An 18,984-nucleotide genomic window follows, 5' to 3' on the forward strand; every position below is an offset into this window, starting at 1 on the left:
TCGCAAAGTTATCCACAGGGGCTGTGGAGGAAAATCAGGAACGGTCAAAACCAACCAAGGCATCTGCAAATTCTTGGGGATCAAAGGGTTGCAAATCATCAATCTGTTCGCCCACGCCAATTGCATGAATGGGCAGGCCGAACTTATCTGCCAGCGCCACCAACACGCCACCCTTCGCTGTGCCGTCGAGTTTGGTCATCACCAGCCCTGATACATCCGCCATCTTACCAAAGAGGTCCACTTGGCTCAGCGCGTTCTGGCCCGTGGACGCATCGAGCACCAACAGAGTATTGTGTGGCGCGTCGGGGTCCTTCTTGCGGATCACGCGGACGATCTTGGCCAGCTCCTCCATCAGGTCGGCACGGTTCTGCAACCGTCCCGCCGTGTCGATCATCAGCAGATCCGCACCGTCGGCCTCGGCCTTGGTCATCGCGTCAAACGCCAGTGCCGCCGGGTCTGAGCCTTCTGGCGCTGTCAGCACCGGCACGCCGGCTCGTTCACCCCAGACCTGAAGCTGTTCAACGGCTGCGGCGCGGAATGTATCGCCTGCCGCGATCACGACATTCTTGCCCGCCGCCTTGAACTGGCTGGCAAGCTTCCCGATGGTCGTCGTCTTGCCCGACCCGTTCACACCCACCACCAGCACGACCTGCGGCTTCTTTGGGTAAATCGGCAAAGGCCGCGCCACAGGCTCCATCACCCGCGCGACCTCTTCGGCCAGCAACTCCTTGATTTCACGGGCAGACATCAGCTTGCCATACCGCCCCTCGGCCATGTTCGAGGTCACACGCAATGCAATGTCGACGCCCATGTCGGAGGTGATCAGAAGCTCTTCCAGCTGCTCCAGCATATCGTCATCCAGCGCCCGCCTCGGCTCGGACGTCCGGCCCATGAGGCGACCCAGAATGCCGGGCTTCTTTGCAGGCGCGGCCTCTGTCAGGTCGGGCGCCACGGATTCGATGGGTGGCAATTCCACGGGTGTGGGCGCGGGGGCCGGATCGACCGCGGGGGCGGGCATTTCAACGGGCGCAGGTTCAGGCATCGGGTCCGGCGCGGGGATCGGCTGCTCCACGGGCGCAGGCGCGGGCGCCTCAACCGGGGCGGGCTCCGGTTCCGGCATTTCAACCGGTACAGGCGGTTCAACCGGCTCAGGCTCAGGCTCAGGCTCAGGCTCAGGCTCAGGCTCAGGCTCAGGCTCAGGCTCAGGCTCAGGCTCAGGCTCAGGCTCAGGCTCAGGCTCAGGCTCAGGCTCAGGCTCAGGCTCAGGCTCAGGAATATCTGCCACAGCCTCCGCCGCGCGCAACTCTTCTTCCTCTACGGCCTCCTCTTCAACCGCACCTTCTTCAATAATCGCATCCAACCCCTCGTCGAGCTTCGACGACGATTTGAACATGCGATCCTTCAATTTGCGGAAAAAGGACATGGGCACCCTATATCTTTGCCTGACCCAACCCACCTAATACCCGAAAGCGCGCTTGGAAAGGCCCGCCAAAACCGCCATTCTTTCGCCCGATTGTCATGGTAGACGCGTGCACAGCACGCAGACCGACCCAAAGGACCCCACGATGCCCGTCATCGCCCGTTACGCCGCCATAACCCTGCCGCCGATGTTCCTGCTCTTGCTTGCCGCAACAGCTTGGGGTGGGTTCGCCTGGATCGCGCTGGCCTGGCTGACGATCGTGGCCGCCGTGGCCGACCGGCTGCTGGAGCCTCCGAAAACACCCGCACCAGAGGAAGAGACGCTGCCCTGGTCCGATACGCTGTCCTTCGGCCTCGGCGTTGGGCACCTTCTGGTTCTCATTGCCACATGCACGGCCCTGGGCTCAGCCAGCCTGACCTTCGGGCAAAGCATCGCGCTGTTCCTCGCCACGGCGAGCTTCTTCGGCCAGGTCAGCCACCCGAATGCGCATGAGCTGATCCATCGCCGCATCCCCATCTTCAAGGCGCTTGGCGCGGCGGTCTACACCTCTGTTGGGTTCGGCCACCATGTCTCGGCCCACCGGCTCGTCCATCACCGCCATGTGGGCACCGAACAGGACCCGAACACACCGCTTCCGGGAGAGTCGTTCTGGGCCTACCTGCCCCGTGCCTGGCGTGGCTCGTTCGAGACCGGGATTGTGCAGGAGATCGAACGGCTCGATCGCAAGGGCCACGGGCCGAACCATATCTCCAACCCCTATTGGCTCTGGCTTGGCGGCGCGCTGCTGACTGTGATCGCGGTGCTGACGGGCGCGGGCCTTGGCGGCCTTCTGGTGCTGATCGGGCTTGGTGCGCTCACCGGCGCACAGATCCTGATGTCGGATTACGTTCAGCACTACGGCCTGCAACGCTTGATCCTGCCCAATGGGCGTATTGAACCAGTAGCTGCCCATCACAGCTGGAACGCGCCGAAGGGCTTCTCCTCCTACCTGATGATGAACGCCCCGGCCCATTCCGAGCATCACATGCACCCCGACCAGCCTTATGAGCGTCTCGACACCGAGGCACAGGTGCCCACCCTGCCCTTTTCGATGCCGATCATGGCCATGATCGCCACCGTGCCAACCGCCTGGCACCGAATGATGGACAAGCGCGCGCTGAAGGTGATGGAGGCGGCACAGGCCGCCCATCTGGCGCCCAAACCTGCCGCGCAGTCCGCGCCTGAACCCACTCAAGCGCCCGTCACCGCCAACCCGCAAGACGCGGCCCCCAACAGCCCGGTCGTACCCAAGCAGGAGGCCCCTGAGGCCGCGCCGCTCTCCGACGACCCTGAAACGGACGCCATGCTGCAAGCAATCCGGGCCGCCACGCGCTAGGCCTCAGCCAAGCGCCACACCGCGCCGTCCAGCCAGATCGGTGAAGTATTGCCAGGCGACTCGGCCAGAGCGGGAGCCGCGCGTGGCCTGCCATTCAATGGCTTCCGCACGCAAGTCCTCGTCGGAAATCGCAACGCCAAAGGCAGCGCAATAGCCCCGGATCATCGTGAGGTACGCGTCCTGATCGCAGGCATGGAAGCCCAGCCACAGGCCAAACCTGTCACTGAGAGAGACCTTTTCTTCCACCGCCTCCGACGGGTTGATCGCCGATCCGCGCTCATTCTCGATCATGTCGCGCGGCATCAGGTGGCGGCGGTTTGACGTGGCATAGAAGACCACGTTTTCGGGCCGCCCCGACACACCGCCATCCAGAACCGCCTTCAGGCTCTTGTAGTGCTGATCGTCGTGACTGAACGACAAGTCATCGCAATAGAGCAAAGCGCGCACATCCGCCCCGCGCAAAAGCGCCAGCAAGCGGCCAATCGACGGCAAATCTTCACGCTGGATCTCCACTAACTTCAGCCTCGGGAAATCGCCTTCCAGCGCCCCATGCACGGCCTTCACCAGCGATGATTTCCCCATCCCCCGTGCGCCCCACAAAAGCGCATTGTTCGCGGGCAGCCCTTCGGCAAACTGGCGGGTATTCGCCATCAACGTGTCGCGGGACCGGTCGATGCCGTGCAGCAGGTCCAGAGGGACGCGGTTGACGGAATTTACGGGCTCAAGATGATCGGGCTCAGCGTGCCAAACAAAGGCGCTGGCCGCGGTCCAATCCGGGGCAGTCGCAGACGGCGGGCGCAGGCGCTCCAGCGCCTCGGCAATCCGCTCCAACGACTTATCGTTCAAAGGGTTTCGTCCTCACCCAGCACACCTTCAGCGCGCAGGCGTTTGTTGCGGGCGTGTTCGACCCAGCGGACCAGTTGGATGGAGATCTCGTAAAGGCCGTAGACCACGGTGAATAGGATCACCTGCGTTATCACGTCCGGCGGCGTCACAAGCGCGGCCAGCGTCAGGATGCCGACAACGGCCCATTTGCGCACATTGCCCAGACCCTCGGCACTCACAAGACCAGCCTTGCCCATAAGGGTCAGGACCACAGGCAATTGGAAACACAGGCCGAAGGCGAAGATGAATTTCAGTGACAGGTCCAGTGAATCCTTGGCTGTACCAAGGAAGACAGTCTGCAGCTCATTACTGTTCTCGGACGGCACGAATTCCTGTCCAGTGATGAAGGCGGCGAATGCCGGGATCGCGTCAGCGAAGCCGATGAAAAAGCGCATCGCCAGCGGCGTCACCACGAAATGCGCAAAGCTCGCGCCCAGCATGAACAGGAAGGGTGAGGCGAACAGGAACGGCAGAAAGGCGTTCTTTTCCGATTTGTAGAGGCCGGGCGCCACGAACCGCCAAAGCTGATGAGCGATCACCGGGAAAGAAACGGCAAAGCCCAGGATGATCGAAATACGCACCAACACAAAGAAATATTCCTGCGGCGCATTGTAGACGATCTGCGTCGGCAGGTTCAGCTCTTCCAGAACGTCGCGCAGCGGCTCCAGGATGAAATTGTAGGCCGGCTCTGCCACCACGAACATCACCACAATGCCGACGATGAAAGCCATGACGGAGCGGATCAGCCGGGTGCGCAACTCGGCCAGATGCTCGATCAGCGGGGCGGCGCTGTCGTCCAGCTCCTCCTCTGGCGTGTTGGGCGCGTCGCTCATGAGCGTTCAGGCTCCACATTGGCGGGGCCGGGATCAGCGGGTTGGATCACCTTGACCGGACCTTCCGGCGCATCGGCATCGGCCACGAAAGTAGGCTCTTCGGGTGTGGCATCAGCAGACGCTTCCTCGGGCTCGTCCGAGGTTTCCGCTGCCCGCTCCGCCTTCATGGCGGCTATCCGCTCGCGTGTTTCGGCTTGGGCTGCGGCTTTCTTCTCGGCGATCGCACGGGTCGCGCTGCCTTCCTCGAACTTCGACGGGTCGATGTCATCCATCACGTCGCCCATCATATCCTTGGCCATAGCCTTGGGGTTGGTGAACTTCGCCGCCGCCTTCAGGTCGCGGTTCATCTGAGACATGCCGGTCTCATCCGCCGCGTCGTTCATCGCGTTGGAGAACTCCTTGGCCATCGACCGGACACGCCCCGTCATCTGCCCCAGTTTGCGGAACATCTTGGGCAGGTCTTTCGGGCCCACGACGATCAACGCCACGATCCCGATGACCAGCATCTCCATCATGCCAATGTCAGGCATAGGCCATTCCCCTCGCCGTCAAACTCCGGGGTTTAGGCGTTGTCGCGTTCGGTGCGCTCTTCGGGCGTCACGTCGCGCGCCGTGGCCGCGTCTGCGGTTTCCGTGGCGTCTTCGATTTCATCGGCGTCAGGGGACTTCACACCATCCTTGAATGCCGTGATCCCCTTGCCGACTTCCCCCATCAGGCCCGCGATCTTTCCGCGACCAAACAGGACCAGAACGACGATGGCGATCAGGATAAGACCAGCCGGTCCGATATTGTTGAGCATTGCTTTTCTCCCTCGGGCACGCGCACGAACGGGGCGCGCGGCACACGTTTGTCTTTAATTCCCATGCATAGGTATGGTCTCGGGCCGTCAGATCAAAGCCCAAAAACGCATTTCCCGGCCTTCAATTCCGATTTGGAAACACAAAACAGCGATCCCGGCGGATCGTTAACCACAATGCTGTGCCGGGTTTAGGCAGGAAAACGTTGGGAACCGTGGCTTTGAGCATGGATCCGTCAAAGTCCATGCGGAATTCCACCAGGCTCTCGTGCCCCATGAACCGCGCCCGCTCCACCACGCCACGCGCTGGCACACCGTCCTGCGGCGTCGGGTTGGGCCCCTTGCCCTTCCGGTCGAAGTCGATCTTCACATGCTGCGGGCGGAACACGATCTCCACCTCGCCGCCATCGGGCACGCCGGGCGCAAGGAACTGCCCGAAGGCCGTATCAATCAACGCCCCATGAACTTCGCCCGTTATCACATTGATATCACTAAAGAACGCCGCCGCATCCTTGTCGCAAGGCGAAGTGTAGATGTTATACGGCGCACCCGTTTGAACCACGCCCCCATCGCGCATCAACGCAATCTGGTCGGCCATCCGCATCGCCTCTTCCGGCTCATGCGTGACCAGCACCACCGCCGTGCCCTCTTCCTTCAGAAGCGCCAGCGTCTCGTCCCGAATCCCGTCGCGCAAGCGGTTGTCGAGGCCCGAAAACGGCTCATCCATCAGCATGATCCGGGGACGCGGCGCCAGCGCACGGGCCAGCGCAACCCGCTGCTGCTCACCACCCGACAGCATGTGCGGCGGCTTGTCGCCATATCCGCCCAGGTCCACCCGCTCCAGCAACTCGTCAACGCGCTTTTTGACATCTACGCCACTGCCACGCAGGCCAAACGCGATGTTCTGCGCCACGCTCAGATGCGGAAACAGTGCGAAATCCTGAAAGATCAGCCCCACGCCGCGCGCTTCCGGCGGCAGGTGAATGTCGCCATCCGACAGAACCTCTCCATCCGCCAAAATCCGACCCCGACTTGGCCGGTCGATCCCCGCAATCATCCGCAACGTCGTGGATTTGCCGCAGCCCGACGGCCCCAACAGGCACAGGATCTCCCCTGCGCGCACCGTCAGGTCGACGCCGCACACGACCTCCCGCCCATCAAAATGGGCGCAGGCATGTTCGATTTGCAGGCGGGGGGCGGTCACGTCAGGCGAAGTCCGATCATTTCAATCGGATATGGCAGGTAACAGGTTCCCTTGCCAGCGCCAAGCCTCGCATAGGTCGTGTCAAAAATATTTGACATCGCCAAAAGACCTACCTAGATACACGTCAAAGATTTTTGACATATGAGGATGCCATGACCAGCTATCTGAGGTTTTCGAATGCGATGACGATTGGATTTCTCATCGTTGTGCTCTGGCACTTCGGGACCGTGTTCGGCCTGTTCGGCGTGGCCCCCTCGACCCAGACTGAGATGTTCGTCCGCCTCGGCGTCATCATCGGCGTGACCATTGTCACCTCCTTCGCCGGTGCACTTGTAATGCAAAAGCGCCAGGGCGCGCCCCTCTTGCCCGATGAACGCGAGGAAAAAATCGAACGGCAGTCCGAAGGGATCGGCGTACTTACCATCTATGTCGGTCTCCTCGTACTGGCTTGGCTGGCATTCGCCCCGCTCAATCCGATCCAATTCGTCAACGGTATTCTTGCAGTCGTGGCGGTGACCGAACTGGCGAAACTGCTCGTTGTTCTGTTCTTGCATCGCCGGGAAATCGGGTAAGTGAAAAAGAAGCCACCCATCACCAATTGTGTCAGCGCGCTGCGCGAGGCCCATGGCGCGATGAGCCAGGCCGACCTCGCCAAAGCCATCGGGGTCAGCCGCCAAACCATCATCGCCATCGAGCAGGGCCATTACTCGCCAAGCCTTGAGCGTGCGTTTCTGATCGCTCGGCAATTCGGTGTCGGCATCGAGGATGTCTTCGGGTGGGAGCCGGAAGACCCTTAAGCCTGCACCAAGCGCGTTCGAACGCGCGGAAGCAACCGATTTCGAAAACGGTTGCACCAAACCACCTCAACGCGGTCTCTCATATCAACACCACAACAAACAGCCGTCCTCAAAAGCGCCGTATTTGCTCGCTAGCTCACCCGACAAATCGGATCAGGATTGGAAAGGGTGCACGCATTGGATGTCATTTGGTCATTTCTGCGACTGCTCTACGCAATACTGCCCTTCTTGACCCTCGCTGGTGGCCTCTTCCTCGCCCTGAGGTTATTCGTCCTGATTATCTTGGATCCCACAATCGTTGGACGGATCCTCAGAAGCCAATTCGCGGAAAAAGAGAAAGGGCTGATGCGCTCGTTCGTGATCGCCGTAGCCCTTTTCGCGATCACGCCGGTCTTGGTCTATTGACCCCGGCATGGGTCACAAGATCCGGGTCACGATCAGCAACCCTTCACCCCCGCAGCTCAAATCCCAACCTCTCGCGCACCACTCCGTTCACCATCAACGAAAGCTCATGCGGCCCCGCCACCAGCGAATAGGTCGTGGCATCGCCCTTGAACACCTGCGTTTTCTTCAGCTTCAAAGGCTTGCCGGGCTTCACAACGCCCTGCTTCACCTTGAACACCTTGTCACTCACCGCGCCTGAGGGCCGAGTGAACCCAATCGAATAATCCACCAGAACCGGCGTCTCCTCCGCCGCTGAAAGCTCAATCTCAACCACCACCTTGTCGCCGATCGCAGGGTCCGGCGGGATCATCTCCAACCGGTCCACATCCACCTGCGCCTTTGCCGAAAAGCCCAGCATCTCCATCGCCCGCGCATCGCCCTGCTTGATCAGCGTGCGGAGCGCATGGCTTGTCATCCACTTCAACTCCTTGGCGTCCTGCCTGCCCAGCGCGCGCCAGCCGTCGATCACATCCATGACCCGTCCCGCATCGACCCGGCTCAGGTCGTTCATGTGGTTGCAGACCGACCGCGTCACGAACCGCGTCGGATCGGCGTGGAGCCGGTCGAGAAACGGCAAAGGCGCCATCGGATCAATCGTGATGTTCTTGGCCCAGGGCAGGCGCGGCCGCGTCCCCTCGCTCACCAACCGCCGCACATGGTAATTCTCATGCCCCGCCCAATCGGCTAGCCGCGCCATGGTTTCGTCGGGCCAGCGGTTGAGAAAGGGTCGAATGTAGAACTCCATGCTGAAGCGCTGCGTTGCCTCTTCCAGCAGGTCCAGCGCCCGGTCGCGGTGGTCTTCCAACCCGTGTCGCACGGCGAGGATACCGGGCACCGCATGGATGAACTGCCCGAAATCATCGTCGCGCAAGGTCGGGTCCAGCCGCGCGGGCATCGCCGCTTCCAACTGGTCGGCCATCGTTGGGAAGTCCGCGGCCAACCGGGGCTCAAGGCAATCCGCAATCCATTCCAGCCGGTCCAGCAATTCCCGCTCCGCGAACCCGCTCAGAACCTCCGCCTGGAACGCCTCCGCATCAAATCCCGGCAGCGCCGAGAACTCCACCGCCAACTGCGCAATCGTCTCCGCGTTGAACAGATGATCCTTCAGCGAAAAGCGCTCAGCCATGGCGGTCCCTCCCGGAAATTCATGGTTAGCAAAAGCTGAACGAAAATCGGTATTTCGTTTCCGTTCAAAGCCTTAACCCCTCTGCTCACGCGTGAGCAAGATCAGATAGTCGCGTTCGTCCCGCCGCCATCGCACAGGATATTCTGCCCCACGATGAACCCCGCATGTTCCGAGCACAGGAACGCACACATCGCCCCGAACTCGGCCCGAGTCCCATAGCGCCGCGCCGGAATCGTCGCCTCCCGCCGGGCCTTGGCCTCGTCCATCGAGATGCCTTCTTTCTGCGATACGCCGGTGTCCAGCTGGATCGCCCGGTCCGTCGCGTGGATCCCCGGCAGCATGTTGTTCACGATCACCCCGAACGGCGCCACCTGCCGCGCCGTGCCCGCCACGTAACCGGTCAGACCGGTGCGCGCGGCATTGGAAAGCCCCAGCTGCGGGATCGGTGCCTTCACCGATTGGCTGGTGATGTTCACAACCCGGCCCCAGCCCTTGTCGATCATCTTCGGCATGATTTCGGTCATCAGGGCAATCGGCGTCAGCATGTTGGCATCCAGCGCGGCCAGGAAATCCTCCCGCCCCCAATCCGACCATAGGCCCGGCGGCGGCCCGCCTGCATTGGTCACCAGGATGTCCACGGCGCCTGCCGCCTCAAGAACCTGTCTGCGTCCCTCTTCCGACGTGATGTCAGCAGCCACTGCCACAACCTCCACGCCGTATTCATCGCTGATCGCATGCGCCGTCTCTTCCAGCGCCTCGGCCCCACGGGCATTCATCACCAGATTCACACCCGCTGCCGCCAACTGCTCGGCACAGCCCCGGCCCAAGCCCTTTGATGAGGCACAAACCAGTGCCCGCTTTCCTGAAATTCCAAGATCCATCTCGACCTCCCCCGATTTGATCCAATTTCTTAAGCCTTAGCAGCGGCCCCATCTCTCCACCAGCCTTGACCCCTCCGCGCAGCGCTTGTCTAACCGTTCGCACACGATCCCGAGGACGATTATGGCCAGCCATCCCCCCCTGCTCAGGTTCCAGACCTTCCCCGCAGCCGCCCTGCGCGCTGTGGCCGGGGCGAATGTGGGCGACGGGATCGGGCTGGAAGATGCGGCCCTTCCCGGCGATGTCTACCGCCTTGCCGGTGCCGCCAGTGCCGCGCATCTTGCCATCTCGGATGCAGGTGCAGGCAATCAACCTTGCGTGGCCGATGGGTCTGCCGTGGGCGATGCAGGCGATCCGCTGGCGATTTCGGCCTGTCACATGCTCATGGGACCGTCGGGCGAAGTCGTGGAGGTCTTGATCCTGACTTTGACCTCGGACGCCAACGAAAGCCTGCACGTTCTGCCGCTTTCGGACCTCAAGCCCGACACGGAATACGAACTTGTCGGCACCGAAACGGCCTCCGCCCCCGAACGGTTCGCGGACATCGCGTCCGTCAGCTTCCTGGCCGGCACACATCTGACGATGGCCAATGGCAAGCAGGTCCCGGTCGAGCTTCTCAGCGTCGGCGACGTGCTTCTGACCCGCGATCACGGCCCGCAAGCGATCCGCTGGATCGGCTTCCAGACCCGCCGGGCCGTTGGCGCTGCGGCGCCCGTGCGTATCACCGAAGGTACGCTCAACACCTCTCGCGATTTGCGTTTGTCGCCGCAGCACCGCTTGTTCATCTGGCAGCGCAACGACGAACTCGGCACAGGCCGTGCCGAGGTCATGGTAAAGGCAGAGTTGCTCGTGAACGGCGACACGGTCGTACGCGAGGCCGGGGGCCATGTGGACAGCTACCAGATCGTCTTTGACGGGCATGAGATCATCTACGCCGAAGGCATAGCCGTGGAATCGCTTCTGGTGACGGGCCAAACCCGCACCCTTTTGCCAGAAGATCTGGCCATCGAGGCCGGGACCGCGGCCGCAGCGTCCGCCGCGGCCTTGGAGATCAATGAAGAGGCCAGTGACATGGTTGAACGCCTGTCGCGCGCCTCGAAGGGGAAACTCTAGGCGGTTCCGTAAAACTCTTCCCGAACGATCTTGCCGTCGGCGACGTGGTAGATTGCAACCTCGCTCATCTGCGAGCGTTCACCCGATGCCTTCTTGGTGACATCCATGGAAAAGATCACCGCGAACCGGTCATCGCCATGCAGGAACGGCCCCTGCACATCGCCGCCATGGACCTCAAAATTGCTGACCCACCACTCGTGTTTGCCTTTGATGCCGTCCACGCCCTTGGTTTCACGTCCCATGCCTGAGAAATCAGCCGCTTCGACGGAGACCGCGTCGGGGTGGTAGTGGTTTTCGAGCAGCGAGGCCTCGTTCTGGGTGCGGCAGGCCTCCACCAAGGTATTGGCAATATCAGATAGACTCATCTTCTCACTCCCTATTGATGTTCATGTAATGTTCACATGATGCGCGATTTCCGGCCTTTTGTCATCAAGATCAAGACAGGCTCCTGACAGACGATGTCAGGATTTCCGTAGTTTCACGGTTCTGTGAACGCGCCTAAACACCGCCCTGCCAATTCATAGGCACGCATATCATTATAAAGGATAATTACTTTGAAACTCGAGATTAAACCTACCAAAACCCTTATTGCCTTCGCCGCCGCTTTGACCATCGCGGCCCCTACTGCAGCGCTCGATATTCAGGCACCTGACTTTGATCCCGGCCCACAATTCGATCTGCCGGGTGACATTGCTCCTCCGCAAAACGGCGGTGGCAATGGGGGCGGAAACAGCACAGGTCAGCCTGCCCATGTAGGCGGCGACAATTTGATCGGAACGGCTTTTGTCGATCCGTGCCCGAACGGTGAGATGCAGGTTTCGTTCGAAATGGACGATGACAATCATCCGATCCCGACTTCTTTCTCGCGGGAATGTGTTGCCCTGCGGTAAGACACGGAAATGCTGAAATGGCCTGCTTCTTCGGGGCGGGCCAATCGCGCCAACCCGTCGAAATGCCATTCGGCAAGTCCCTGCCGACCAGTCAGGAAACCCACCATATCACGGCCCCGTGATTGCCCCGTATACCTAAGGTGCGAGTATTTTTTCGCAAAAACACCTTTTTATTCGGAGCATTTCAATGACCAACCTCAAGACCTTTGCGTCGCATCTTCTGATCGCGTCCGCCGTCGTTTTCACGGCTGTCCCTGCCGTTGCCTTTGATGGCGCAACTGATTTCGCCCCCGGCGGCAATGGCCCCGACCCGTGGGAGCCCGGCGGTTTTGCCCCCAACCCGACCGGTGGTGGTGGTGGTGGCGGCGGCGGTGCCGTCAGCCATGGTGGTGGCGACGGTTACATCGCGAACACCGCGCCCGATCCATGTCCCAATGGCGAGCTGCGCGTGTCGTTTGAGATGGACGCAGATGGCCATCCAATTCCCACGTCATTCTCGCGCGAATGCGTGGTCTTCCGCTGATCGCTACGACCATTCCGGCCCGCCCTTAATCGGGCGGGCATTTTCTTGGCGGATCCTTGCTGACCAGTCGGGAATGCCACCATTCCCAGTGTCGCCCCATGGTCACAAACTGGCCTCGGGAAACGGGATCATCGCCCTAACACCTGAAGGAACCTTACGATGACCCGCATCACGAAACTGACCCTGTGCGCCGTACTGGCGCTGACCCCTGCTCTGGCTTCGGCCCAAACCTTGCGCGTTCAACCCGCTGAACCCACCGTGCGTGGCCTGACCGCTGGCGCATTGCCGGATAGCCGCACCCAAGGCCCGCAAACGCCCACTGGCACAAGCGCCTGGGATGTCATTTGTGGCGAGGCTGGATATCTCCAGTGGTGGGAAGAGGACGAAAACGGGAATGAAATTACCGGCACCATCCAGACCGAATGCCTGCCCGATGACGGGTAAGGTAAATCGCCGGATTGGCGGGGTGATCGCGCTGGCCTGCGCGGTTACCTTGCCGATGGCCCCGACCTCTATCTCGGCACAGGCGCAGATCCGGGCCCTGCCCGATGCTCCGCTACCAGTTGCCCCCACATTGCGCGCCCCCGGAGAGCCGCGCGGAACAACGGCCAATCCACCCGTGTTCTGTGAAGATGATGATTGGTTCTATTGGTACGAGGAAGACGCCAGCGGCAACGAAATCCCCGGCACCCGCCAATATGGCTGCGCCGACAGCGAGCCGTCCGATACCGGCATGGGCTAAGGCACTTGGGCGTTGTCCCGACTGGCCGCTCTCAATATACGGGCGCTCATGTTGGACAATCGCCCCACCCTTCCGCCCGAGATTGCGCGCCGCCGCACCTTCGCGATCATCTCGCACCCAGATGCGGGCAAGACCACGCTGACCGAAAAGTTCCTGCTTTACGGTGGCGCCATCCAGATGGCCGGTCAGGTCCGCGCCAAAGGCGAGGCACGCCGCACTCGGTCGGACTTCATGCAGATGGAAAAAGACCGCGGCATCTCCGTCAGCGCCTCGGCCATGTCCTTCGACTTTGCCACACCGGACGTGAACTACCGCTTCAATCTGGTCGACACGCCTGGCCACTCCGACTTCTCGGAAGATACCTATCGCACGCTCACCGCCGTGGACGCCGCGATCATGGTGATCGACGGCGCCAAGGGCGTGGAGAGCCAGACCCAGAAACTGTTCGAGGTCTGCCGCCTGCGCGATCTGCCGATCCTGACCTTCTGTAACAAGATGGACCGCGAAAGCCGGGATACGTTTGAGATCATTGACGAAATTCAGGAAAACCTGGCCATCGACGTCACGCCTGCAAGCTGGCCCATCGGCGTGGGCCGCGACTTCCTCGGCTGCTACGACTTGATCCACGATCGGCTCGAACTGATGGACCGCGCCGACCGCAACAAGGTGGCGGAGTCGGTTTCCATCAACGGCCTAGATGATCCCGCGCTTGAGCAACACATCCCCGCAGACCTGCTCGCCAAGCTGCGCGAAGAGGTCGAGATGGCGCGGGAGCTTCTGCCCCCCATGGACGCGACCGCCTTCAGCCAGGGCACATTGACGCCGATCTGGTTCGGCTCCGCGATCAACTCCTTCGGCGTGAAGGAACTGATGGACGGGATCGCCGAATATGGGCCGGAACCGCAGGTGCAAAACGCCGAGCCCCGGGAAGTCGCGCCCGAAGAAAAGAAGGTCGCCGGTTTCGTTTTCAAAGTGCAGGCCAATATGGACCCAAAGCACCGCGACCGCGTCGCGTTCGTGCGCCTCGCCTCCGGCCATTTCAACCGCGGGATGAAACTGACCCATGTGCGGTCCAAGAAGCCGATGGCGATCTCCAACCCCGTCATGTTCTTGGCGAGCGACCGCGAATTGGCGGAAGAGGCCTGGGCCGGGGACATCATCGGCATCCCGAATCATGGCCAGCTTCGCATCGGTGACGCGCTGACCGAGGGTGAAGCGCTGCGCTTCACTGGCATCCCCTCCTTCGCACCTGAACTGCTTCAATCGGTCCGTGCGGGCGATCCGATGAAGGCCAAGCACATGGAAAAGGCCCTGATGCAGTTTGCCGAGGAAGGCGCGGCCAAGGTCTTCAAACCGACCTTCGGCTCGGGCTTCATCGTTGGCGTCGTGGGCGCGCTGCAATTCGAAGTGCTCGCCAGCCGGATTGAGCTGGAATACGGCCTGCCCGTACGCTTCGAGGCGTCGCAATTCACCTCTGCCCGCTGGGTCCATGGCCCGAAAGAAGCGGTCGAGAAATTCGCCGCCGCCAACAAGCAGCACATCGCCGAGGATAATGACGGTGATCCAGTCTACCTGACACGCCTGCAATGGGACATCGACCGGGTGGAACGCGATTACCCGGACGTGACCTTGTCAGCGACAAAGGAGCTGATGGTCTGACCGCCGGCCCGTCCATCCGCACCTGGCTGAAGCTGGAGGAGGAGGCGACCGCCCCCTTCACCGTGCTTGGTGACGCGGTCCCCGCCGCCGACTCCGATCTCGCAGCCCTTCTGCACGAAACGGTCCCTCCGGCCGATGGCCCCAAAGAACCCGCCCCCGCCAGCGATTTTGCCGCGAAATCGCACAACCTCGCCCGCGCCTTTGCCGGTCAGCCCGCGCTATTGCTGCTGAACGCCCGTCTGATCGCCCTCTTGCGCCGGCGCAATCCACCCGCGCACATCCCAGGCCTTTTCGCGCGACTTTGGGCCGCCCACGCCGATGACCTCGCCGATTTGCACGATGCGCGCTGGCTGATTTCGTCCTGCCGGACCTTGGCCGAATATGGCCCGACCGAAGTGAGCCGGATCACCGGGGCAGAACTCGCCATGCTAGCCGACATGATGAAGCTGTATGAATCCGAGCGCCTCTTCTCAGGCACCGCGCCCGAGGATTTGTTTGGCGGTAAACGCACGCCCGCGCGCCTGCCGCTTGATCTCGACGCCTTTGCCGTCGGTTCCGGCGATCTGGATCGATCCGTCGCGACCCGCATCTGGAAACGCGCGTCCGGCGATCGTGTCGCCGAAGCATTGGTTAGCCGCCTGATCCCCGACATTCTCGGTGACCCACGCGGCGTTTTCCTTCGACTTCGCCGAATGCGCGACCGGCGGCGGCGGCGTCAAGCCTGGTGCATAACCCCAAAAGAAAAACCTGCCCGAGGGCGTGACCCCGGACAGGTATGTTTTCTCAAGTCTCTGATTACCGCCGACCGGCGCGACCTGTCGGATCAATGTAGTCCTTCGGGACCATACCCGGCGGCAATGTCACACCGCGCCCGGATCGGCTTCGCGCCCGGCGCGCGGAGCGTTCGCGGTCAGAACCAGCCCAAACCAGAAATGCGGCACAGCCCGCCAGCAGGATCAGGCCAGCTGTCATGGGATCAAGGTTGGCCAAATATGTGGGGATCTCATCAAGGCTGCGGGGGAACGAGACCTGCACATAAGCATGCCCCCCAAAATCACTCAAACTCCGTGTCACTTGTTACGTCCTTCTGCTCTTAGTGTTTTGCGTATGGGAACATTCGCTGCCGAACGTGCCGATTGTTCGTTGAAATACGTCAAAAAGCGGGACAATTTCTGGGCCAGTGAAGGATTGTTTCCCATGCCATTGCGTAACCGCGTTCTGCCCACGGGCCAGATTGTCGCCGACCCGGCCCGGGGAACCCTCACCGGCAATCGCGGCATTCTGGTGGATCGCGACGGTCGGATGACCAATCGCCAATGGGCGCTAAAGGCTTGGATTACATGCGTTTTGGAGTTTCGAGGCCGCAGGCGCCCGGTCGCGCAACCTCGCACCTGGACCGAGCTGTTTTTCCTGGACGAGGCCGTGGCGTTTTCAGCCGGGCATCGCCCCTGCGCTTATTGCAGGCGAGCCGATTACAACCAGTTCAAGGCGCATTGGGGCGGCCTGAAAGCGGGCGAAATGGACCAGATATTGCACGGCGAACGGCTGAATGGGCGGGAAAAACGGCTGCATTCGGTGCGTTTGCAAGATATGCCGGATGGGGCGTTCGTGTTGCAGGATGAACGCCCCATGCTGGTGATGGGAGATGCGCTGTTGCCCTACACGCCTAATGGCTACCGTCCCCCAAAACCGCGCATGGACGGCCCTGCGGAAGCCCTAACTCCGCCAAGTCTGATCGAGATCCTGCGACACGGCTATCGCCCAAAACTGCACCTGACAGCCGCGCCCGCCCCATTAGGTTAGGCATCGGTTAACCAATTCAGGGCAGATTGCGGCTATGCGTATTCTCGCCCTATTCCTGGTTCTCTTCTGTGCAGCTTGCACGCCGCAATCGGGCACGCTGAGCTCGCCCGCGCTTGGGGCACAGGGCGATTTCACGGAACAGATCGCTATTTCCGACCATCCCCATCATGTTCTGATGGGCCACGTCATCGATTTCACTCAAAACGGCGCGCGCACCCGTGCCCTCGTGATCGGGCAACGCCGCGACGGCGTGCATCGCCTGCGCATGTCTGAGGCATGGAATGGCGGCACGGCCCTCCCATTCACAGCTACGCACCGGCGGCTGGATGGGTGCACCCACGGCCATTGCCGCGACAATGCAGTGGGCATGATCCTGCTGTCCGATGCGCTGTTTCAGGAGGTGCGCGCGACGGGCCTGACCGCACGTCTGATCGGCACAAGCGACGCCATTAACATCCGGGTCCCTGCCACCCTGTTTCGCGCGTTGCCGGAATAGCGCGGCCCGGGCCAATCGGCGCTGCGCCTGTTTGACCTCTGCGCGCCAATGGCCTATGTGCCATTGAGCTTTGGCGGTCCGCGCCAGGCCCTTCGCGGAGCGCGACCAGGTATCATGCGCTCCATCACCCTTCCGACCCATCGGTCGGTCAGATTGGACGCATATGACGACCTTTTCAGAGCTTCAGCTCAATCCCAAAGTGCAGAAAGCGATCGCCGAGGCGGGCTACGAAAACCCCACACCTATTCAGGAAGGTGCCATCCCGCCCGCGCTCGAAGGGCGCGACGTTCTCGGGATCGCCCAAACCGGCACCGGCAAGACTGCCAGTTTTACGCTCCCGATGATCACGATGCTGGCCCGTGGCCGCGCCCGCGCGCGTATGCCACGGTCGCTGGTTCTGTGCCCGACGCGTGAACTCGCCGCGCAAGTCGCTGAAAACTTTGACGTTTACGCCAAGCATGTGAAGCTGACCAAGGCGCTGTTGATCGGCGGCGTATCCTTCAAGGAGCAAGAGGCCGCAATCGATAAAGGCGTCGACGTTTTGATCGCCACGCCCGGCCGTCTGCTTGACCATTTCGAGCGCGGCAAACTGATCCTGAATGACGTGAAGGTGATGGTTGTCGACGAAGCGGACCGGATGCTCGACATGGGATTCATCCCCGATATCGAGCGCATTTTTGGCCTTGTGCCGTTCACCCGGCAGACCCTGTTCTTCTCGGCCACCATGGCGCCGGAGATTGAGCGGATCACCAACACCTTCCTGTCGAACCCCGCCAAGATCGAAGTCGCGCGCCAATCGACAACGTCCGACACGATCGAACAGCGTCTGATCGAATTCAAACCGACCCGCCGTGACATGGCCGCCAAGCAAAAGCGCGACATGCTGCGTGCCTGCATCGAAAAAGAGGGCGAGGCGTTCAACAACGCGATCATCTTCTGCAACCGCAAGGTCGATGTGGATATCGTTGCGAAATCCTTGAAAAAGCACGGTCTTAACGCCGAACCGATCCACGGTGATCTCGACCAATCCCACCGGATGCGCACGCTTGATGGGTTCCGCGACGGCTCCATCACCTTACTGGTCGCCTCCGATGTGGCCGCGCGGGGCCTCGACATCCCGAACGTGAGCCATGTCATCAATTATGACGTGCCGAGCCATGCCGAAGATTATGTGCACCGCATTGGCCGCACGGGCCGCGCCGGCAAGACCGGTGTTGCGATAACCCTTAGCGTTCCTGCTGACGAAAAGTATCTCGGCGCGATTGAGAACCTGATCGAACAGCCCATTCCGCGTAGTGTTCCGCCCATGGAAGTGCAAGACGCACGCCGGAAGCGTGATGACGAAAAGACTGAAGACAAGCCACGCCGCAACCGCCGTGGTCGGGGCAACTCCGACGAGGAACAACGGTCTGAGGAAAAGCCAGCGCAGGAGGCCGAGGCACAGCCGGAAGCCAAATCCGACGACCGCCCCCGCCGCGAACGCGGTGGCCGTGGGCGCGGACGCGACAGGGATCGTGGGCCCAAGGTTGTCGGCATGGGCGAGCACACGCCGGACTTCATCTCGCTTAGTTTCGATGAACGTCGCGGCGGTCCCGCCCGTGACCTGACCGAGGAGCTGGAGGAAGAGGAGGCCGTTGAGGCACCGGTAACTGAGGCCGAAGAAACCCCGAAAGAAAAGCCCAAGCGTCGCCGGTCACGCAAGCCGAAGGCAGAGGAGGCCCCGGCTGAAGAAACGCCGGTTGAAGCCGAAACGCCGGAAGCCGAAGCGCCGGCCCCAGAGGAAAAGCCCAAGCGCCGTCGCCGCAAGAAGGTCGAGGAGCCTGCGGCCGAAGACGCGGCTGAACCCACGCCTGAGGAGGCTGAGAAACCCAAACGAAAGCGTGCGCCACGCAAGAAGAAGGCGGAGGCTGAAACGCCGGAGGCCGAAGCTCCGGCACCAAGCCCTGAGGATTGAACAAAAAAAGCGCCCCTGAATGTGGGGCGCTTTTTTCGTTACGTG

Annotated in this window: 22 protein-coding genes; 13 read left to right on the top strand and 9 right to left on the bottom strand. The window is 61.5% G+C overall.

Translation table 11 applies throughout. From position 1 onward, the window contains the following. Positions 1–34 precede the first annotated feature (34 nt). Positions 35–1,423, bottom strand: a complete 1,389-nt coding sequence (ftsY, locus tag V8J81_RS11730) for a signal recognition particle-docking protein FtsY (RefSeq protein WP_368475931.1) — start codon at positions 1,421–1,423, stop codon at positions 35–37. 142 nt (positions 1,424–1,565) lie between these two features. Between ftsY and V8J81_RS11735 the strand changes: the two genes are divergently transcribed. After that, positions 1,566–2,795 (top strand): alkane 1-monooxygenase, encoded by a 1,230-nt coding sequence (locus tag V8J81_RS11735; RefSeq protein WP_368475932.1) that lies wholly within the window; start codon positions 1,566–1,568, stop codon positions 2,793–2,795. Positions 2,796–2,798: 3 nt separating this feature from the next. Here the strand turns inward: V8J81_RS11735 and V8J81_RS11740 are convergent, their stop codons facing one another. The 5 genes from V8J81_RS11740 to V8J81_RS11760 form a co-directional block, all read right to left on the bottom strand. Further along, complete coding sequence (locus V8J81_RS11740; RefSeq protein ID WP_368475933.1) at positions 2,799–3,641, bottom strand: ATP-binding protein; 843 nt, start codon at positions 3,639–3,641, stop codon at positions 2,799–2,801. Next, positions 3,638–4,513 (bottom strand): twin-arginine translocase subunit TatC, encoded by an 876-nt coding sequence (tatC, locus tag V8J81_RS11745; RefSeq protein ID WP_368475934.1) that lies wholly within the window; start codon positions 4,511–4,513, stop codon positions 3,638–3,640. The genes V8J81_RS11740 and tatC overlap by 4 nt, the downstream gene beginning before the upstream one ends. Further along, positions 4,510–5,043, bottom strand: coding sequence for a Sec-independent protein translocase protein TatB (gene tatB, locus V8J81_RS11750; RefSeq protein ID WP_368475935.1), 534 nt, complete (start codon positions 5,041–5,043; stop codon positions 4,510–4,512). The genes tatC and tatB overlap by 4 nt, the downstream gene beginning before the upstream one ends. 32 nt (positions 5,044–5,075) lie before the next feature. Beyond that, positions 5,076–5,312 (bottom strand): twin-arginine translocase TatA/TatE family subunit, encoded by a 237-nt coding sequence (locus V8J81_RS11755; protein ID WP_368475936.1) that lies wholly within the window; start codon positions 5,310–5,312, stop codon positions 5,076–5,078. Positions 5,313–5,433: 121 nt separating this feature from the next. Continuing rightward, positions 5,434–6,513 carry an ABC transporter ATP-binding protein gene (locus V8J81_RS11760; RefSeq protein ID WP_368475937.1) on the bottom strand — a complete coding sequence of 360 codons (1,080 nt, stop codon included), beginning with the start codon at positions 6,511–6,513 and terminating at the stop codon, positions 5,434–5,436. A 152-nt stretch (positions 6,514–6,665) separates the two neighbouring features. Here V8J81_RS11760 and V8J81_RS11765 point away from each other — a divergent pair, with 152 nt between their 5' ends. Together V8J81_RS11765 and V8J81_RS11770 are read left to right on the top strand one after the other, a co-directional pair. After that, positions 6,666–7,085, top strand: a complete 420-nt coding sequence (locus V8J81_RS11765) for a hypothetical protein (RefSeq protein ID WP_368475938.1) — start codon at positions 6,666–6,668, stop codon at positions 7,083–7,085. Next, positions 7,086–7,310, top strand: a complete 225-nt coding sequence (locus V8J81_RS11770; protein ID WP_439649890.1) for a helix-turn-helix transcriptional regulator — start codon at positions 7,086–7,088, stop codon at positions 7,308–7,310. A gap of 448 nt (positions 7,311–7,758) precedes the next feature. Here V8J81_RS11770 and V8J81_RS11775 read toward each other — a convergent pair whose 3' ends face one another. Together V8J81_RS11775 and V8J81_RS11780 are read right to left on the bottom strand one after the other, a co-directional pair. Then, complete coding sequence (locus V8J81_RS11775; RefSeq protein ID WP_368475939.1) at positions 7,759–8,880, bottom strand: YhaZ family DNA alkylation repair protein; 1,122 nt, start codon at positions 8,878–8,880, stop codon at positions 7,759–7,761. Between the two features lie 101 nt (positions 8,881–8,981). Next, on the bottom strand, positions 8,982–9,761 hold the full coding sequence (locus V8J81_RS11780) for an SDR family oxidoreductase (RefSeq protein ID WP_368475940.1): 780 nt from the start codon (positions 9,759–9,761) through the stop codon (positions 8,982–8,984). Positions 9,762–9,882: 121 nt separating this feature from the next. Between V8J81_RS11780 and V8J81_RS11785 the strand changes: the two genes are divergently transcribed. Then, positions 9,883–10,872: a Hint domain-containing protein gene (locus tag V8J81_RS11785; protein WP_368475941.1), complete on the top strand. Its 990-nt coding sequence runs from the start codon at positions 9,883–9,885 to the stop codon at positions 10,870–10,872. Here the strand turns inward: V8J81_RS11785 and V8J81_RS11790 are convergent. Continuing rightward, entirely contained in the window at positions 10,869–11,237 is a 369-nt protein-coding gene (locus V8J81_RS11790; protein WP_368475942.1) for a SnoaL-like domain-containing protein, read from the bottom strand. The two genes, V8J81_RS11785 and V8J81_RS11790, sit on opposite strands and share 4 nt — an antisense overlap. Before the next feature lie 189 nt (positions 11,238–11,426). On the opposite strand from V8J81_RS11790, the gene V8J81_RS11795 reads away from it, so the two are divergent. The 9 genes from V8J81_RS11795 to V8J81_RS11835 all read left to right on the top strand — a co-directional run bounded on the left by V8J81_RS11795 (position 11,427) and on the right by V8J81_RS11835 (position 18,939). Further along, positions 11,427–11,762 (top strand): hypothetical protein, encoded by a 336-nt coding sequence (locus V8J81_RS11795; protein ID WP_368475943.1) that lies wholly within the window; start codon positions 11,427–11,429, stop codon positions 11,760–11,762. 187 nt (positions 11,763–11,949) lie between these two features. After that, positions 11,950–12,285, top strand: a complete 336-nt coding sequence (locus V8J81_RS11800) for a hypothetical protein (protein WP_368475944.1) — start codon at positions 11,950–11,952, stop codon at positions 12,283–12,285. Positions 12,286–12,444: 159 nt separating this feature from the next. Then, positions 12,445–12,729 carry an invasion associated locus B family protein gene (locus V8J81_RS11805; protein ID WP_368475945.1) on the top strand — a complete coding sequence of 95 codons (285 nt, stop codon included), beginning with the start codon at positions 12,445–12,447 and terminating at the stop codon, positions 12,727–12,729. Beyond that, the gene (locus V8J81_RS11810; RefSeq protein ID WP_368475946.1) at positions 12,719–13,027 is read left to right on the top strand and encodes a hypothetical protein; all 309 of its coding nucleotides are present in this window, start codon (positions 12,719–12,721) and stop codon (positions 13,025–13,027) included. The genes V8J81_RS11805 and V8J81_RS11810 overlap by 11 nt, the downstream gene beginning before the upstream one ends. A gap of 48 nt (positions 13,028–13,075) precedes the next feature. Continuing rightward, the gene (locus V8J81_RS11815) at positions 13,076–14,686 is read left to right on the top strand and encodes a peptide chain release factor 3 (RefSeq protein ID WP_368475947.1); all 1,611 of its coding nucleotides are present in this window, start codon (positions 13,076–13,078) and stop codon (positions 14,684–14,686) included. Further along, positions 14,614–15,783, top strand: a complete 1,170-nt coding sequence (locus V8J81_RS11820; RefSeq protein ID WP_368475948.1) for a hypothetical protein — start codon at positions 14,614–14,616, stop codon at positions 15,781–15,783. Before V8J81_RS11815 ends, V8J81_RS11820 begins: the two co-directional genes overlap by 73 nt. Before the next feature lie 100 nt (positions 15,784–15,883). Then, positions 15,884–16,489: a hypothetical protein gene (locus tag V8J81_RS11825; RefSeq protein ID WP_368475949.1), complete on the top strand. Its 606-nt coding sequence runs from the start codon at positions 15,884–15,886 to the stop codon at positions 16,487–16,489. 34 nt (positions 16,490–16,523) lie between these two features. Beyond that, the gene (locus tag V8J81_RS11830; RefSeq protein ID WP_368475950.1) at positions 16,524–16,985 is read left to right on the top strand and encodes a hypothetical protein; all 462 of its coding nucleotides are present in this window, start codon (positions 16,524–16,526) and stop codon (positions 16,983–16,985) included. A 163-nt stretch (positions 16,986–17,148) separates the two neighbouring features. Then, entirely contained in the window at positions 17,149–18,939 is a 1,791-nt protein-coding gene (locus tag V8J81_RS11835; RefSeq protein WP_368475951.1) for a DEAD/DEAH box helicase, read from the top strand. Positions 18,940–18,984 lie beyond the last annotated feature (45 nt).

Source organism: Gymnodinialimonas sp. 202GB13-11 (assembly GCF_040932485.1).
Classification (GTDB): domain Bacteria; phylum Pseudomonadota; class Alphaproteobacteria; order Rhodobacterales; family Rhodobacteraceae; genus Gymnodinialimonas; species Gymnodinialimonas hymeniacidonis.

What these genes read in the sequence shown, in the direction of transcription:
- ftsY (WP_368475931.1), bottom strand. Translation starts at nt 1,423, where the DNA reads ATGTCCTTTTTCCGCAAATTGAAGGATCGCATGTTCAAATCGTCGTCG.
- V8J81_RS11815 (WP_368475947.1), top strand. Translation starts at nt 13,076, where the DNA reads ATGTTGGACAATCGCCCCACCCTTCCGCCCGAGATTGCGCGCCGCCGC.
- V8J81_RS11790 (WP_368475942.1), bottom strand. Translation starts at nt 11,237, where the DNA reads ATGAGTCTATCTGATATTGCCAATACCTTGGTGGAGGCCTGCCGCACC.
- V8J81_RS11835 (WP_368475951.1), top strand. Translation starts at nt 17,149, where the DNA reads ATGACGACCTTTTCAGAGCTTCAGCTCAATCCCAAAGTGCAGAAAGCG.
- V8J81_RS11820 (WP_368475948.1), top strand. Translation starts at nt 14,614, where the DNA reads ATGGGACATCGACCGGGTGGAACGCGATTACCCGGACGTGACCTTGTC.
- V8J81_RS11755 (WP_368475936.1), bottom strand. Translation starts at nt 5,312, where the DNA reads ATGCTCAACAATATCGGACCGGCTGGTCTTATCCTGATCGCCATCGTC.
- V8J81_RS11810 (WP_368475946.1), top strand. Translation starts at nt 12,719, where the DNA reads ATGACGGGTAAGGTAAATCGCCGGATTGGCGGGGTGATCGCGCTGGCC.
- V8J81_RS11765 (WP_368475938.1), top strand. Translation starts at nt 6,666, where the DNA reads ATGACCAGCTATCTGAGGTTTTCGAATGCGATGACGATTGGATTTCTC.
- V8J81_RS11830 (WP_368475950.1), top strand. Translation starts at nt 16,524, where the DNA reads ATGCGTATTCTCGCCCTATTCCTGGTTCTCTTCTGTGCAGCTTGCACG.
- V8J81_RS11800 (WP_368475944.1), top strand. Translation starts at nt 11,950, where the DNA reads ATGACCAACCTCAAGACCTTTGCGTCGCATCTTCTGATCGCGTCCGCC.
- V8J81_RS11825 (WP_368475949.1), top strand. Translation starts at nt 15,884, where the DNA reads ATGCCATTGCGTAACCGCGTTCTGCCCACGGGCCAGATTGTCGCCGAC.
- V8J81_RS11735 (WP_368475932.1), top strand. Translation starts at nt 1,566, where the DNA reads ATGCCCGTCATCGCCCGTTACGCCGCCATAACCCTGCCGCCGATGTTC.
- tatC (WP_368475934.1), bottom strand. Translation starts at nt 4,513, where the DNA reads ATGAGCGACGCGCCCAACACGCCAGAGGAGGAGCTGGACGACAGCGCC.
- V8J81_RS11785 (WP_368475941.1), top strand. Translation starts at nt 9,883, where the DNA reads ATGGCCAGCCATCCCCCCCTGCTCAGGTTCCAGACCTTCCCCGCAGCC.
- V8J81_RS11805 (WP_368475945.1), top strand. Translation starts at nt 12,445, where the DNA reads ATGACCCGCATCACGAAACTGACCCTGTGCGCCGTACTGGCGCTGACC.
- V8J81_RS11775 (WP_368475939.1), bottom strand. Translation starts at nt 8,880, where the DNA reads ATGGCTGAGCGCTTTTCGCTGAAGGATCATCTGTTCAACGCGGAGACG.
- V8J81_RS11780 (WP_368475940.1), bottom strand. Translation starts at nt 9,761, where the DNA reads ATGGATCTTGGAATTTCAGGAAAGCGGGCACTGGTTTGTGCCTCATCA.
- tatB (WP_368475935.1), bottom strand. Translation starts at nt 5,043, where the DNA reads ATGCCTGACATTGGCATGATGGAGATGCTGGTCATCGGGATCGTGGCG.